At 70.3% G+C, this 14,049-nt stretch carries 16 protein-coding genes and 3 pseudogenes; 8 read left to right on the forward strand and 11 right to left on the reverse strand.

Annotated elements, in window-relative coordinates:
- Nucleotides 1–96 precede the first annotated feature (96 nt).
- Nucleotides 97–855, reverse strand: a complete 759-nt coding sequence (locus ABZ624_RS03255) for an IclR family transcriptional regulator C-terminal domain-containing protein (RefSeq protein WP_360081986.1) — start codon at nt 853–855, stop codon at nt 97–99.
- A gap of 163 nt (nt 856–1,018) precedes the next feature.
- Here ABZ624_RS03255 and ABZ624_RS03260 point away from each other — a divergent pair, with 163 nt between their 5' ends.
- Complete coding sequence (locus ABZ624_RS03260; protein WP_360081988.1) at nt 1,019–1,282, forward strand: hypothetical protein; 264 nt, start codon at nt 1,019–1,021, stop codon at nt 1,280–1,282.
- A 41-nt stretch (nt 1,283–1,323) separates the two neighbouring features.
- Nucleotides 1,324–2,238 carry a GNAT family N-acetyltransferase gene (locus ABZ624_RS03265; protein ID WP_360081990.1) on the forward strand — a complete coding sequence of 305 codons (915 nt, stop codon included), beginning with the start codon at nt 1,324–1,326 and terminating at the stop codon, nt 2,236–2,238.
- Between the two features lie 20 nt (nt 2,239–2,258).
- On the opposite strand, the pseudogene ABZ624_RS03270 reads toward ABZ624_RS03265, so the two are convergent.
- From ABZ624_RS03270 to ABZ624_RS03280, 3 genes and pseudogenes are all read right to left on the reverse strand, one after another.
- Nucleotides 2,259–2,608, reverse strand: a pseudogene (locus ABZ624_RS03270) (GTP cyclohydrolase I); the annotation flags it as partial.
- A 45-nt stretch (nt 2,609–2,653) separates the two neighbouring features.
- Nucleotides 2,654–3,130 carry a hypothetical protein gene (locus tag ABZ624_RS03275; protein WP_360081992.1) on the reverse strand — a complete coding sequence of 159 codons (477 nt, stop codon included), beginning with the start codon at nt 3,128–3,130 and terminating at the stop codon, nt 2,654–2,656.
- 74 nt (nt 3,131–3,204) lie between these two features.
- Complete coding sequence (locus ABZ624_RS03280; protein ID WP_360081995.1) at nt 3,205–3,753, reverse strand: DUF2231 domain-containing protein; 549 nt, start codon at nt 3,751–3,753, stop codon at nt 3,205–3,207.
- A gap of 121 nt (nt 3,754–3,874) precedes the next feature.
- Between ABZ624_RS03280 and ABZ624_RS03285 the strand changes: the two genes are divergently transcribed.
- The gene (locus ABZ624_RS03285; RefSeq protein ID WP_360081998.1) at nt 3,875–4,627 is read left to right on the forward strand and encodes a transcriptional regulator; all 753 of its coding nucleotides are present in this window, start codon (nt 3,875–3,877) and stop codon (nt 4,625–4,627) included.
- 278 nt (nt 4,628–4,905) lie between these two features.
- Here ABZ624_RS03285 and ABZ624_RS03290 read toward each other — a convergent pair whose 3' ends face one another.
- Complete coding sequence (locus ABZ624_RS03290) at nt 4,906–5,181, reverse strand: hypothetical protein (protein WP_360082000.1); 276 nt, start codon at nt 5,179–5,181, stop codon at nt 4,906–4,908.
- 167 nt (nt 5,182–5,348) lie between these two features.
- On the opposite strand from ABZ624_RS03290, the gene ABZ624_RS03295 reads away from it, so the two are divergent.
- Together ABZ624_RS03295 and ABZ624_RS03300 are read left to right on the forward strand one after the other, a co-directional pair.
- On the forward strand, nt 5,349–7,844 hold the full coding sequence (locus ABZ624_RS03295; RefSeq protein ID WP_360082002.1) for a DUF4132 domain-containing protein: 2,496 nt from the start codon (nt 5,349–5,351) through the stop codon (nt 7,842–7,844).
- A complete protein-coding gene (locus ABZ624_RS03300; protein ID WP_360082004.1) occupies nt 7,844–8,236 on the forward strand; it encodes a hypothetical protein in 393 nt (130 codons plus the stop codon). The genes ABZ624_RS03295 and ABZ624_RS03300 overlap by 1 nt, the downstream gene beginning before the upstream one ends.
- A gap of 71 nt (nt 8,237–8,307) precedes the next feature.
- Here ABZ624_RS03300 and ABZ624_RS03305 read toward each other — a convergent pair whose 3' ends face one another.
- From ABZ624_RS03305 to ABZ624_RS03320, 4 genes are all read right to left on the reverse strand, one after another.
- On the reverse strand, nt 8,308–8,745 hold the full coding sequence (locus ABZ624_RS03305; RefSeq protein WP_360082006.1) for a hypothetical protein: 438 nt from the start codon (nt 8,743–8,745) through the stop codon (nt 8,308–8,310).
- Nucleotides 8,746–8,957: 212 nt separating this feature from the next.
- Nucleotides 8,958–9,212 carry a helix-turn-helix domain-containing protein gene (locus ABZ624_RS03310; RefSeq protein WP_360082008.1) on the reverse strand — a complete coding sequence of 85 codons (255 nt, stop codon included), beginning with the start codon at nt 9,210–9,212 and terminating at the stop codon, nt 8,958–8,960.
- A 155-nt stretch (nt 9,213–9,367) separates the two neighbouring features.
- Nucleotides 9,368–10,075 (reverse strand): hypothetical protein, encoded by a 708-nt coding sequence (locus ABZ624_RS03315; protein WP_360082010.1) that lies wholly within the window; start codon nt 10,073–10,075, stop codon nt 9,368–9,370.
- A 599-nt stretch (nt 10,076–10,674) separates the two neighbouring features.
- The gene (locus ABZ624_RS03320) at nt 10,675–11,103 is read right to left on the reverse strand and encodes a hypothetical protein (protein ID WP_360082012.1); all 429 of its coding nucleotides are present in this window, start codon (nt 11,101–11,103) and stop codon (nt 10,675–10,677) included.
- Between the two features lie 101 nt (nt 11,104–11,204).
- On the opposite strand from ABZ624_RS03320, the pseudogene ABZ624_RS03325 reads away from it, so the two are divergent.
- Nucleotides 11,205–11,568 (forward strand): annotated as a pseudogene (locus tag ABZ624_RS03325) (hypothetical protein); the annotation flags it as partial.
- A gap of 98 nt (nt 11,569–11,666) precedes the next feature.
- On the opposite strand, the gene ABZ624_RS03330 reads toward ABZ624_RS03325, so the two are convergent.
- Both ABZ624_RS03330 and ABZ624_RS03335 read right to left on the reverse strand, forming a co-directional pair.
- A complete protein-coding gene (locus ABZ624_RS03330; protein WP_360082014.1) occupies nt 11,667–12,290 on the reverse strand; it encodes a histidine phosphatase family protein in 624 nt (207 codons plus the stop codon).
- Between the two features lie 105 nt (nt 12,291–12,395).
- A pseudogene (locus tag ABZ624_RS03335) lies at nt 12,396–12,533 on the reverse strand (LuxR C-terminal-related transcriptional regulator); the annotation flags it as partial.
- A gap of 163 nt (nt 12,534–12,696) precedes the next feature.
- On the opposite strand from ABZ624_RS03335, the gene ABZ624_RS03340 reads away from it, so the two are divergent.
- A complete protein-coding gene (locus ABZ624_RS03340) occupies nt 12,697–12,819 on the forward strand; it encodes a hypothetical protein (protein ID WP_360082016.1) in 123 nt (40 codons plus the stop codon).
- A 118-nt stretch (nt 12,820–12,937) separates the two neighbouring features.
- Nucleotides 12,938–13,738, forward strand: coding sequence for a thioesterase family protein (locus tag ABZ624_RS03345; RefSeq protein WP_360082018.1), 801 nt, complete (start codon nt 12,938–12,940; stop codon nt 13,736–13,738).
- Nucleotides 13,739–14,049: the final 311 nt, after the last annotated feature.

Genomic DNA, 14,049 nt, shown 5'->3' on the forward strand with positions numbered 1-14,049 from the left:
TGGTCCGCGATCCTCGCCTGTATGGGGGTGCACACCCGGAATGTCCCTTTCGTTCAAGGAAACGGGCTGGGCGTGGCGGCCACAAGGAGCGGATTTTCAGATAGTGAGTGAGAGGCTTCTGGTGATACGGCTCGCGATCGGAAGCAGACGCGCCCGGATCTCCTGGAGCTGGGCCTGCCGTTCCACGGGCAGGGAGACGCCGAGCGAGCCGAGTGTGCCGCCGCGGTGGACGGGCACGGCGACGCACACGGTGCCGAGGGAGTACTCCTCCAGGTCCGTGACGGCCGGCGCCAGGGGGGACGACTCGATCCTGCGCAGCAGCTCCGGAAGACTGGTGATCGTCCGTGGCGTGAGGTCAGGGCGGTGATGTCTGGACAGATAGTCCCGGCGGGCCTCCTCGTCCAGCTCACGCAGCACCGACTTGCCCAGGGCGGTGGCATGTCCGGCGTCCTCGAACCCCACCCAGAGGTCCACCCGCGGTGTACGGGGCCCGTCGACGATCTCGGCGACCCTGATCTCACCGTCCTCGTAGAACGTGAGGTAGGTGGCGGTGGACAGCTCGTCCCGCAGGGCGGCGAGCGTCGGGCGGATGCGGCTGAGCAGCGTCTGGGTGCCGCCCGCCGCGTGCAGGGAGTCCAGCCTGTCGCCCAGGACGAAGCCGCCGTCGTCCAGTTTCCGCACGTATCCGTCGTGCACCAGGGTGCGCAGCAGGTGATAGGCGGTGGCCAGGGGCAGCCCCGTCTCGCGCGCCAGCTGTTTCGCCGGTGCGCCGTTCTCGTGGGCGCTCACCGCCTCCAGCAAACGGAAGGCCCGCTGCACGGACGTGATGAGCGTGGGGCCGTCCTGCGCGCTCATAGGACCAGACTGCGCCGGGCGCGTGGCACGGGCAAGGCAGGGATCACCGCCGGAATCACCGAGGGGCCGGCCGCGCGTCGATACGCCGATCCTCCCCTCGAATCGGCGAGTGTCGTGCCCAGAGAACGTGCCAAGGGAAAACGAAACGCCTCGAAGGATCGCAATGATCAAGTCTCTCCGGATCGCGGCTGTCACTCTCCTCGCTGTCGGCGGCCTCGGTGTGTACGCGGCCGACACGTCGGCAGCCGCTCCTCGTGCCGGCTCCGCTCCGGTCGGTGGCCTGGTCCCCGGCCCTGCGCGGTTCCCGGCGCCGCCCGCGGGTGACAGCGCTGACCGGGCATCCACCGGCGGGGCCCTGGGCGGCCCCGCCGATCCGATCAGCTTCGGGCCCCTCAATGTCGCGGTCCCTGCGGTGGGCCTGCTGTAAAAGGCAGTTCAGGTCCATGACAAGGTGGCTAATGTGATCAGGTGACAGAATTCAGCGTCCTTGGTGACACCACGGAATGGCAGAAGGACTTCGAGCGGCGGCTACGCACTCGCTACACGGCGGCCGGGCTCGCCGCTGCCGCGGCGGAGAGCATGCTGGAGAAGGCATGCGACGGCATCGGTGACTGGACCGTCGCCGAGATCACGGACGCCGGAAACCGCGTGGGACACGTCGCCGTGGTCGTGACCGACCGCGGCGGCGCGCTCGCGGGTCGCATCGGCGACCTCCGCGTGGACGCGGCGCACACCGGCCGGGGGCACGAGCGGGCCGCCCGGGACTGGGCGGAGGGATGGTGCGCGCAGCACGGCGCACGTCTGCTGGACATACGGCTCACCGAGCCCGCCGGCGAACTGTTCGACGACTACGGCGTCCGCGGTCAGCTCAGAATGCGGCGCATCGGCTCCCCGCCGGAACCACTCGACGGTGTCACGGCACGGCCGATGACACACGCTGAATATCCCGAGTGGCTGGCCTCCGAGAAGGTCGCCTACGCCGGTGACATCGTCCGGGCGGGAGCCCTCAGCCCCGAGGAGGCCGTACGCAAGTCCGACCGCGACTTCGCGGAACTGCTTCCCGAGGGCCTGGCGACGCCCGACACCACTTTGCTGGTGCTGGAGGCGGCGGGCGAGCAGATCGGCACCGGATGGTTGAAGCACGGGTACCTGGACGGGGTCACCTACGGCTACTCCTTGTACATCCAGGAGCGGCACCGCGGCAAAGGGTACGGGCGGGCCGCGATGGTGGCCGGCGAACAGGCCACGCTCGCAGCCGGCGACTCGGCATTGATGTTCACCGTGTGGGGCGGCAACGAGGTGGCCATGAACCTGTACACGAGCGCCGGCTACCAGGTGGTCGAAGAGAACCGCTCCATCGACCTTCCCCGCCCCGCGGCCTGACGCGACCACTCTCCCTACACTCAAGAGACCACGCCGGTGAGGGCCAGGAACTCGCTCCGCGAACGGGCGTCGGACCGCAGCAGGCCGAGCAGGGTGGAGGGCATGGTGCTGACCACGCCGACGCCTTTTGGCTCCAGGTGTGTCTGCAGCCGGTCGGCGACCTGCTTGCACCGGGCAGGTAGCCGACGTGTGCCGTGCCGACGAACGGCAGCGGATGGTGCTCGCACATAGAGCGGACCGGAATGCGGCGGGCCAGGACCAGTTCGTCGTAACCCTGGTCGTTGGGGAAGGTGGTCAGGCCGAAAGGACGCGGGCTGAACGGTTCGGCGTACGCGCGGGCCGTCCGCCCCGGTGTGCCGCGCAGGCTCTCAGGTCTATTCGGGCGGTGGCGCGGTGCTGCGGCCGCTGGCTCATGTCAGCTGCCTCCGATGCCCAGGGCGGTGAGCAGGACCAGGACGAGGGTGACCACGGCGAACAGGCCGTGTGCCAGCACCACCGCAAGGGGGAAGTTCCGTTCGGCGGGGACGACCCCTTCGGCTCCGGCGGCCGTCGCGGCGGCCGGAGCCATCCCTGCGGCCGGAGCCGTGCCGGCCGTGGCGCGGTCGCGGTAGACGGGGATCCAGCGGGCGAGCATCACGAATCCCAGCAGGGCGACCGGCAGCAGCAGACCGAACGACGTCCAGGCCAGGGCGCTCTTGTCGGCCACGACATAGATGATCCACACAACCAGCCCGATCGCGGCCAGGGCGAAGTGGCCGAAGACGACGGGTGCGGGCAGGCGGCTGGTGCCGGATTGCTGCTGCTGGATTCCGCCGCGTTGGATCCAGGTGCCGAGCATGTAGAAGCCGCCCAGGGCGGTGACCACCCAGGCGATCAGTGCGGCGATGTCCATGGGAACTCCCAGGTGAGGACGGGGTCGGAGGCGGCCGGAGGACACCGGCCGCCGGGGCGGGTGCGCGGGCCGGGTCACGCGACGGAACGGGCGCTCCCCGGGTTGCGGTCGGTGGCGAAGCCCTCGGCCTGGGTGCTCTCGTCGGCGACCCGGACGCCATAGCGGTAGGCGAGCTTGCCGCCGAGGAATCCCGAGACGCCCAGCGTGGCCACGCTCAGTGCGGACAGGACGAGCCGCCCGATGCCGACGCTTCCGCCGCCGGCGTGGTCGCCGTACCGCCATAGGAAGTTGACGATGTAGGCGGCGGTGACCAGCAGGTTCAGCGTCATGTGAACCAGGGCGGTGCCAAAGGCCGGGGTGCCGCTGGGGATCGCGAACAGGTCGAGGAATCCGACCATGGCCGCCAGCAGGGCACCGATCACCCCCACCGCGATCAGCCACTCCGAGGACTGGGTCAGGAAACCGGGGCGGTGCACGACATGGGACGCGATGTCGAACACCAGGCTGGCCACCCAGGCGCCGATCGGCACGGTCACCAGGATCGGGTGGAACGGGTGGCCGTACGGGCCGGCGAGCGAGGCGCTGACCGGACGCTTCGCCTGGAGCTGTGGCTCATTGACCATCGCAACCTCCCAGTGGTTTCACCAATAGATGTTGGTCTTATTCAGAGAGCGCGTCAAGACGCGCAGAACAGAGGGCTAAAAAGGCAGTTGCGCCCGGCCAGGTGGGAGTTACCGTGTTCTCGTGGCTTCCGACCCGACTTCGCAGACCGACGCGGCCGACACCGCTCTCGGCTCCGTCAGCGTCCTGAACGAGGACTTGCGCAGGCGCATGTTCACCTTCATCCGGCGTGCCCGCCGTGCCGTCACCCGCGACGAGGCCGCCGCCAGCGTCGGCATATCCCGCAAGCTCGCCGCCTTCCACCTCGACAAACTCGTCGACGCCGGCCTGCTGCGCGCCCGCTACGAGTCACCGGGCGGCCTCCGCAAGGTCGGCAGACAGCCGAAGGTGTACGAACCCACCGACACCCAGATCACCGTGACCATCCCCGACCGGCGACACGAACTGCTGGCCGACCTTCTCCTGGACGCCGTCCTGACCGAAGGTGCCGACGAGAACGCGACGCAGGCGGTCATGCGCACGGCCGACCAGCGAGGTCGGCAGATGGGCGAGGCCGCGCGCGAGGAGAGCCGCCCGGGCCGTCTGGGCCCCGAGCGCGGGCTGACCGCGTGCGAGCGGCTCCTGGACCGGTACGGCTACGAACCGGTCCGGGAGAGCCCCACCCGGCTCCGGCTCCGCAACTGCCCCTTCCACCCGCTGGCAGCGAAGGCCCCCGACCTGGTGTGCGGCATGAACCAGGCTTTCCTCAGCGGCTACCTCGACGGCCTTCAGGTCAACGGAGTCCACGCCGTCCTCGCCCCCGAGCCCGGGGAATGCTGTGTGCGGCTGGGCCCGAGCGACCCCGACCGTGAGGACCAGCCGACCCAGGACCACTGAGGGCGACCCGGCCGCCTGCCCCCGGCGGGCTGGGCAGATCCACGTCGTAGGGAACCAGCCCGGCCCGGGCCGGCGCGGTACGGGCCGCCCGCACCGCGAGCGCCGAGGCGTACTCGCCCTCCGCAGCGGCCCGGCGCGAGACGATCCCGGTGACGGGTTCGAGCATCCGCGCGCGTACTCAACTCCCGTAGTAGACGGCCGCCCACCAGGTCGCCGGCGCACACGCACGCGGCGGAGGGCGCGCCCGTGGGCGCGCCCTCGATCGCCTGCGGTGACCGCTAGCGGACCACGATGACCACAACCCCTCCGTTGTCGAACCGGTGGTCGGAGCGGTGGTCGAAACAGAACCAGGGGTGGTGGAAGCAGAAGCCCCGGTGGTCGAAGCGGAACCCGCCGTGGTCGAAGCAGCGCCAGTCGTCATGGCCGAAGCACTGGTCAGTGATCACACCAGTGTGTGCGGCCGGGGCTGCTGCTGCGGCCGTGCCTGCTGCGCCGATCGCCGCGCCGCCGGCCATCAGCAGGCCGGCCGCGGACGCCGCGACGAGACGCCTCACGCCTTGTACTCGCATGATGGATGCACCCTCTTCTTTCCAGACTGCGCCCTACTCTCTGTACGTCAGCGGCGCGCTTCGGGATTGCGCTTCGGCGGGACCGTTTCGGTGCGCAGTTGCCGATCGCCGGGGTTGATCGCATTGTCAGTGCCCCCTGCCATCATCCCGCCATGCTCTACGACGCCTTGATGGCCGAATCCCGCAGGGGCGACCCGCTCGACGACGTGCGGTCCGCTGCGCTCGACCGCGTCCGCTGGCTCGTCGACCTCCTGGAAAGCCAACGGACCGAGTTCCGGCGAGCCATGGGGCATGAGCGCCGCAGATCCAGGGCGGAGGGCGCGGCGACCCAGGCCGTGATCGACGGCCGGCTAGCGGCCTGCACGGACGAGGAGGGGAGGGCCGCGGTCCTGTGCCTCATGCTGGCCGCCCGCTTCGACGACACGAGCCTGTGGCAGTACGACACCGAGATCGAGTCGCTGATCTCCCGGGTGCGGGGCTGGACGCCCGACGAGGTCGCGGTGATGCTGCTCCGCGCCACCGAGTACGACATGGGCTCCTGGTTCGCCGGCTCACTGCGGCTGGTACTGAACGCCGTCGAGCAGCTCGACGCCGACGGCCGTCGCGCCGTCATGCCCTGGCTGCGGCATGCGCACAGGGAGCTCATGGACACCACTGTCGAGGCGCGTGGGCGCGCGTCGCTCGGCCGGCGCCTGCGCGCGCTGCTCGCGAGCGCGGACCAGGCGCACATCCCCGAGGGACTGATCCCCGCCGACACCCCTTGGGCAGCCCCGTTGAGCGACCGTGCCAAGATTTCCCCGGCGCGCGAACTCGCCGACCTGTTACGGCACTTGGCGAGCCTGTCGGGCCCGCGTCCCGCGCAGAGGTGGCGGCGGACGTGCCTCGACCTCGTGGCCGCGGCGGCGGCACGGGACCTCATGGCCGACGTCCTGCGGGCGCTGGCCGAGGGCGATCCGCTGTGCAGCAGAACAAGCGGAGCGCACACCGGCTGGCTCGGCGGCGGTTACCACTACCACTACCTCGTCCACCAGAACGACGGAGACCTGGCACGCGGCGTCGTCTGGGCGGCCGCGCTGACCGGCGCCCCGGCCGCGGTGCGGCACCTCGGCGCACTGGCTCTGCGAACCGGCGGCGTGGGAACCGGCGTGATCGACGACCTCAAGCTCGCGGGCGCGGCGATCAACGCGCTGGCCGAGACAGCCGATACGGCCGCCCTGGAGGCCCTGTGGCGGCTGCAGTCCCGGATCAGTCACCGGGCTCTGCGCAAACAACTCGACACCGCTCTGGTGACGGCGGCCGGGAAGCAGGGCATCACGGCGGCTCAGCTGATCGAGCGCAGCGTGCCGGACCACGGTCTGGGGCCGGACGGTTCCCTGGAGCGGCAGGTGGGCGGACACCGGGTACGGGTGGCGATCGAGGAAGCCGCGACCGTGCGGCTCACCTATACACGGCCCGACGGGAAGACCTCCCGCACGGCTCCGGCCGCCCTGAAGGACGGCTTCCCGGCCGAACTAAGGGAGTTGAAGGCCCTGGCCAAGGAGGTGCGGGGCACACTGTCGGGCGAGCGGTCACGCGTGGAGGCGCTGATGTCGACCGGACGCGCCTGGCCGTACGACGACTGGTGCCGCCACTACCGCGACCACCCGGTCACCGGGACCCTCGTTCGCGGCCTGATCTGGGAGTTCGAGGACGCGCACGGCGAGTGGCGGGCGATGGCACCGACGACCGAGCCGCCCGGCCGGCCCGAACGCGTCCGGTTGTGGCATCCGATCCGGGCGTCGACCGACGAAATCAGGGCGTGGCGGGAGCAGCTCGTCGCCACGTGCCTGCGGCAGCCGTTCAAACAGGCCTTCCGGGAGATCTACCTGCTCACCCCGGCGGAGCAGAAGACGGGCGGCTACTCCAACCGGTTCGCCGCCCACATCGTCCACTACCGGCAGCTCTACGCGCTGTTCAAGGAACGCGGCTGGCAGGCCAACTTCCTCGGCCGGTACGACGGCGGCTACGACGGGAGGGCGCGGGCCGAGTTCGGCGACGGCGAGTGGCGGGCCTGCTTCCACCACGAGCCCGCCGCGGACGACCACGGCGGCTACGCACCCGAGCACGCCGCGACCGATCAGGTGCGCTTCGAGCGGCGCGACGGCCGGCGCTGGCGGGAAGTGCCCCTGGCGGAGGTGCCCCCGCTGGTGTTCAGCGAGGCGATGCGTGATGTGGATCTCTTTGTGGGCGTGACCTCGATCGCTGCCGATCCCGACTGGACCGACCGGGGCGAGGAGCGTTGTGCCGCGTACTGGCGGGCGGCCACGTTCGGTGAGCTGACGGCGGGTGCCGAGATCCGCCGGGAGGCGCTGGCACGGATCCTGCCGCGCCTGAAGATCGCCGACCGGTGCGCGATCCAGGGCCGCTTTCTGGTCGTCCGTGGCGATCTGCGCACGTACAAGATCCATCTAGGCTCGTCCAACATCCTGATGGAACCGGACGACAGCTACCTGTGCATCGTCCCGTCACGCGGCAAGGAAGAGGGCAGGGTCTTCCTGCCGTTCGAGGACGAACGGCTCTCCCTGATCCTCAGCAAGGCGTTCCTGCTCGCCGCCGACACGAAGATCACCGACGAGTCCATTCTCCTGCAGATCAAGCGAGGTGCCTGATGGCCACCGTGACGTTCCGGGACGAGACCGCGACGGGCAGACCGGTCACCGAGTGGGAGGTCGCCGGGCTGCCGGAACGGATGACCGTACGGGAGCTGATCAGGCTGCGGGTCCAGGAGGAGGTGGCCCGGTACAACGCCCGTCCGGGCAACCGCTTCAACGGCCTCGTCCGCCCCGACGACGCCGAGACCGAGCTGAACGGCTACCGTCTCCACGAGCCCCGCCGGATCAACTGGGAGCGCCAGGCCGCGATCGCTGAACGCGCCTTCCTGGCCAACGGATTCTTCGTGCTGGTCGGCGATCGCCAGGTCGAGGACCTCGACGAAGTCGTGGATCTCAGCGCCGACCCCGACCTGGTCTTCATCAAGCTCGTCGCCCTCGTCGGCGGCTGAAGGACCGGCGCCTTTCAGCGGGTGGCGTAGCCGCCGTCGACGAAGAGGTGTTTCGGACGACGCCGGCACGCTTACGGCAGGTCGTCGCGCCCCAGCCACGCCGGCTTGACCGGCACGCCGTCCGCATACCTCTCGACTTGCTCGGCCTGCTCCACCGCCTCGACCCGCTCCACCGCCTCATCCGGTGAAGCAATGGGGTCGGTCGGCGCCTCCACGGGTTCTGGGGCGGTGGGCGCGTCGGAGTCCTCCAGCAGTTCCGCCACCGTGAACCGCGTGGCGAAGGACTGCCACGCCCCGTCGACGACGACGAGGAAACCGTCGCCGTCCCGAAGGAGCCGACGCCGCCTGGGAGTTCTGGGATGCTCGGGTGAGTGGCTCCGGGCCCGCCGTTCCAGCTCCGCGAGCGCCTCGGCGCGAGTGCCGGAGACGTGCGCCACCACGTGTGCCTCCATGTGCTTGCGCTCGCCGGCACCCAAGGTCGTCTCGACAACCAGGGCCCACGTCGTCATATCCTCCGCCCCCTTCATGTTCGTACTGCTGCCTACAGTAGAAGGCGCGGCGAGGACCCCGGGTCACGGGAACACGTAGGTGGCGTTGCCGGGCGTCTCGCCGGCACCCACCCGTGCGGCCTGTGCGGACTGGTCGGAACGACGCCGGCGGCCAGGCCGGCCGCGATGATCTCCTCGACGCTGCCGCGGATGGAGTGCTGGAGTTCCTGCACTCATGGATCATGTGCGACCGGTCCGCCGATCAAGGGCAGCACGAGGCGTTCGCGCCGTTCCACCACACGCCGGAACAGCCGCTCCACCGCGCCTGCGGGATCGGCCGGTTCCTGACGGGCCGCCTGCACCGCTGCCAGGCAGATTTCGAAGCCGTCGACGATGACCTGCCGGATCAGCGCGCCGCGGTCGGGAAACCGGCGATAGAGGGTGCCCGCGCCCACTCCGGCGCGGCGCGCGATGTCGTCGAGGGCCACCGCGGTGCCCCGCTCCCGGAAGAGCGGTCCACACCGGGCGGCTGGGACCAGTTCATGGAGCAGTAGCGCCTGGTCCAGGTGGGCGGACCCGAGGAAGATACCGACGGGAGACCCACCTGTCCATGGCGTCCGTCAGATGTGGACCCAGGCCCTGTCTAGCCGCTCTTGCGGCGGAACCAGCCGCGTCGAGGTGCGGGCGGGATCGGGGCGCCGTAGGGGGCCGCAGGCGGCCCGGGGTGGGTGTGGGGTGGCGTCGGGCCGGGGTACGGCGGCAGGGTCTTGAACTGATCGTGGAGGGTGACTGTCGGCGTGATCCGGCGCAGGGCGGCGCGCACCAAGGTGAGCGGGTGGTCGGGGAACTCGGGATCCCACTGCTCCAGGTCGGCCACGTGGTACGGCAGACCGCCGAACTGTCCGCCTCCGGCGTACGGGTGGGGCTGGAAGTAGTCGGCCGGCCCCACCCGACTCATCACCATGGCCTCCCGCAGGCCGGTCGTGGCGCCCTCGGCAGCCTGCACCTTCACCACGGTGCTGCAGCGGTCCTTCGGCAGCGTCCAACTGCCGATGAAAGCCTGTCCCTGCCTGCTCTGCAACGGCATCTTGATGAGCTGGCGCAGCGCCGGGACGCCGTCCACGCTGCCCACCACCGCCTCGATGAGGCCGCCCCCGGACCCGGCCGCGCCCTGTGCGCTCCCGTACCGCAGCCGCTCCTGCTCGTGGAGCGCGGCCGGCAAGTCCGGGGCGAGGGGAAAGAAGTGGACCGACAGGACGAGCCCCGCCGCATCGGTCCACAGACCGGGCTCACGCTCGGTGAAACCTGTGAGGTCCAGGCCGGTTATCGGGGTCTGGGCGATCGAAGTCATGGTGATCATCATGCCGGGTCGGTGGAGTGGCGCCGTGGCCGGGACCGGGGCAGGCGGATGCCCGCCGGATACCAAGGACTCCTTCGTGCTCTGCTCGCTTCGGCAGGAGAGGGGGCTGCTCCTCGCGGCCGTTGACCAAGCACATGGCGTGCTGGTCACCTGGCTCACGTGCGAGGGGCCACCAGCTCCTCGCCCGGCCGTTCCCGCACGAGGGCACTCGGCCGTTCTTGTGCAGGCACTCAGGTCGGCCCCGGCCCGTCGGACCGGTTCAGCGCGGCGGTGGCCCCGTCGCAGATGTGGGTAGATTTGGCCCCCGCTGGTCCGCCGCCCGGGACTGGCGGACCAGCGCCTTGGAGGCGCCGTCGCGGGGTAAGTGGAACCTACGCCTCCACCGGCAGCGGCGGAAGACCTGTAGATGTGGTCCAGGTCATATTGACTCGGTCGGGCGCGGCGTGGACGGCTGGGGTGACCGGAGAGGATCCCGCCCGTTTCCTGCCCCCAGGATGGGGCGTCTACCAGCATGTTCTTCCCGGCCAAGGCCGGCTGACAGTCGTACCGTGCTTACTTGATCGAGGAAGCCTGCCTCAGTGAGGACGGAGTCAGCCGATGAGTGAGCGGAACTGTTCGATCGTGCGGCGCCGCATGGTGAGGAAAGCCAGCCAGGAGCCGTCGGCGTAGTGCAGCCGGAAGCGGGCCATCAGCTGTGTCCGCGGCCGGCGTTCGACCCGGGTCACCCAGGCCCGCGGCACCTCCCACACCGGGGTGCCGTCGAGCGGCTTGACGAGTCCGATGCGCTGGTCGGTCACGCGCAGCAGCAGCGAACCGGAGGTGCCCGGCATCTGCGCGGCGATGGTGCCGGCTCCGCCGGACTGGGCGCCGATGCTGTTGACCAGCTGGTTCCCGAGCGACCGGCCGATGGTCGGGCTGATGCCTTTGGCGCTCTTGGCGGGAACGACGGTGCCGTAGCCCAAGAGCCGCTCACCGTGGGCCAGTTGACTGAGGGCGGAACGCTCGTGGAGGACGGACATGCCCGTGATCATATGCCGCACGGGTGGAGGAGGCGGCACCGGCCCCCCGCACCCCTCGGCCGTATCAGGAGTCGTCGCCGCTCGGCAGGGGCAACGGCGCCGTCGCCGGCAAACAACCGTGCTTCGACTGCCTGTCGATGGATCAGGCGAAGGTCCACTGTGCACGCGGCGCAGGCATCTGGGAATGGGCCGGCAGCGAAGACGGCTCGCGTGAATCCGATGTGGTGCTGGCCTGCGCCGGGGGCGTACCCGCCCAGGAGGTGCCGGCAGCGGCACAGCTGCTGCGCCGTCACCTGCCCGAACTGACCGTGCGCGTGGTGGACGTCATCGACCGCGTCCCGGCCTCGCCGTGCGGACGGCGGCCGTACGCCAGCACATGGAGGACACCCGGCAGCGCCACCACGCTGGATCCGCGAGCACGCGGCGGATCTGCCCGAGGTGGCGGACCGGTCGTGGGAGGGCTGAGCTCCGGCCCGGTCGACCACCTGCGCCGGTGTCCCGCCGCCGGATGTCCTCTCGGACCCGACGAGGTTTCCGGCTCCCGTCCCTGGTCTGACGCGCCTTCAGATGTGCAAGTCGGGGGGAAAGCCGGTCCAGCGCAGTTCGGCGGGCAGATGGCGCATGTCGTTGGAGACGAGGACGGAGGCCGGTCGGCCGGGCGCGTAGCGGATCACGGTGAGCGCGGCGTTGCCGTGGTTGAGGCCGAGCCAACGCCACTTCGGCGCATGCATGGCGTCCCGGACGAGCCAGGCGACGAGGAAATTGTGGGTGACGACCAGTTCGTGCCGCTCCTCTTCTCCCTCCACCGGACCGGCGAACAGATCCAGCGCCCGGCGGGCCAGCGCAGGTCCGCGCTCCCGCTCCTCATCAGTGGCGCCGGCGAGAAAGCGGAGGAACAGGTCTGCTGACTCCTGCGGGAGTTCCTCCCTTGCCGGCACATAGGGAACGTAGTCTCCGGCAACTTCCGAGACTTGCAGAGGGACGTTCTTCAGCTGGTCGCCGATGAGACGCGCGGTCTGCTCCGCCCGGGGCAGCGGACCATGGTGGACGGCGGTGACAGGGATGTTCCGGAGGCGCTGGCCGAGCAGCGTGGCTTGCCGACGGCCGCCCTCGGTCAGCCCGCTCTCGTCCGGCGACGCCTCGCCGTGCCGGGCCAGATAGAGGTAACGGGTGGCCGTGCCGGTCATCTCGACTCCTTCGCGCCATGAGCGATCTTGTGCGTCGATGGACGCCGCCCCCTCGGGTGCCGGTTCCGGCGGGCCCTGGTCAGACGTCATCCGGCCGGTTGCGGATCACAGTCGTGCGCTGTCGGCGTGCGGTACGCGACGGGGACGGATGAGACCGGTCTCGTACGCCACCGTCACGGCCTGCGCCCGGCTGCTGAGGCCGAGCTTGGCCATCATCTGGTTCAGATGCGCCTTCACCGTGGCGATCCATGCCGTACAGACCCGCGTTGAGAGGCTCTTCCCGCGCTCGGCATCCGCGACGGCCGGGCCCTGGCCCGCCGCCACGCCGTCCTCGACGAGAAGCCGGACATATCCGCACCCCGGTTCCTTGCCCAGCCGCGCGCCGGCACCTTTCCTCACGTTCACCGTGAAGCCCGGCGACGAACAGCGGGCGGTGAAGGAACTCGGCACGCTGTGCGCACAGACCGGCTTCGTCCCGGACCCCATGCTCGACAAGATCCGCTGCCTCCTGACCCCCGCGGACCGGTGAGCATCCCGATCGAGCGTCGCCCAGAGGTGCAGAACGGTGAGGGGAAGTTCCCCGCGAATTGAACAAGCGCTTAGTAATATGACGGCGTCGGGAGTCCGAGCGGCAGGAAGGGGCAGTCGTGCCGACGTCGCAAGCCGAGGCCTTCTACGAGCGGGAGGCCGACGGCCGGTTCCTGCCCACCGTCTACACCCGGGGTCCCTGGGACGCCGACTCCCAGCACGCCGGCCCGCCGGCCGCGCTGCTCGCTCTGGCCGTCGAGCAACGGCCGGGCGGACGGCCGGACACGCGGGTCGCCCGGCTCACCTACGAGATCATGCGCCCGGTCCCGATACGGCCGCTGAACGTGACCACACGCGTGCTGCGCGCCGGGCGCAACGTCGAACTCGTGGAGGCGGTACTGACACCCGACGGCGGCCAGGAAGTGATGCGGGCGACGGTTCTGCTGATGAAGACCGTGCCGGACTCGGTACCGCAGGTGTCGCCGGGCCGGCAGGTCCCCGGGCCTTCGGCCGCACCCCTGAAACCGTTCTTCCCGGTCCCGTGGGATCAGGGCTACCACACCGCCATGGACGTACGCTTCGCCGCCGGTTCGTTCCTCGAGGCCGGCCCGGCCACCGCGTGGATGCGGATGAGGGTCCCCCTGATCGCGGGGGAGGAGATCATGCCGCTCAGCCGGGTGCTGACTGCTGCCGACTCGGGCAACGGCGTCAGTGCTGAGCTGGACTTCCACCGCTACGTCTTCGTCAATGCCGATCTCACTGTCAGCCTGCACCGCCATCCCGAAGGCGAGTGGGTCTGCCTGGACGCCCGGACGTCGGTGGACGGCGCGGGCATCGGTCTGGCCGAGTCCGCCCTGCACGACGAGAAGGGACCGCTCGGCCGCGGTACCCAGAGCCTGTACGTGGCCCCGCGCGGCTGAGACGACGGGCGCTGGGTGGGCGCTGGGTGGGCGCTGGGGGTGACGCCCCCCACGAGAGCCATGTCACGTCCTACCGCCGATCGTAGAGCCACGCCGCCACAAGCTGGGCATAAACCCGCCAGAACGGCGAAATAGGGACATTGCTCCGTAGTCGGGTAGTACGTCACATCCTTGCGCCCGTTTCCGCCCCCCGATAACCATGTCTCTCGTTGCCGGAGCCGCGGGACGCACCGGGCCTACATCCCCAGGCCTGCCCGCCGTGCCCTGCAGCACGGGGCCTCGCCCCGACGCCTTACAGGCCGCGACCGACC

The organism is Streptomyces sp. NPDC007205 (assembly GCF_040634095.1).
Taxonomy (GTDB): Bacteria; Actinomycetota; Actinomycetes; order Streptomycetales; family Streptomycetaceae; genus Streptomyces.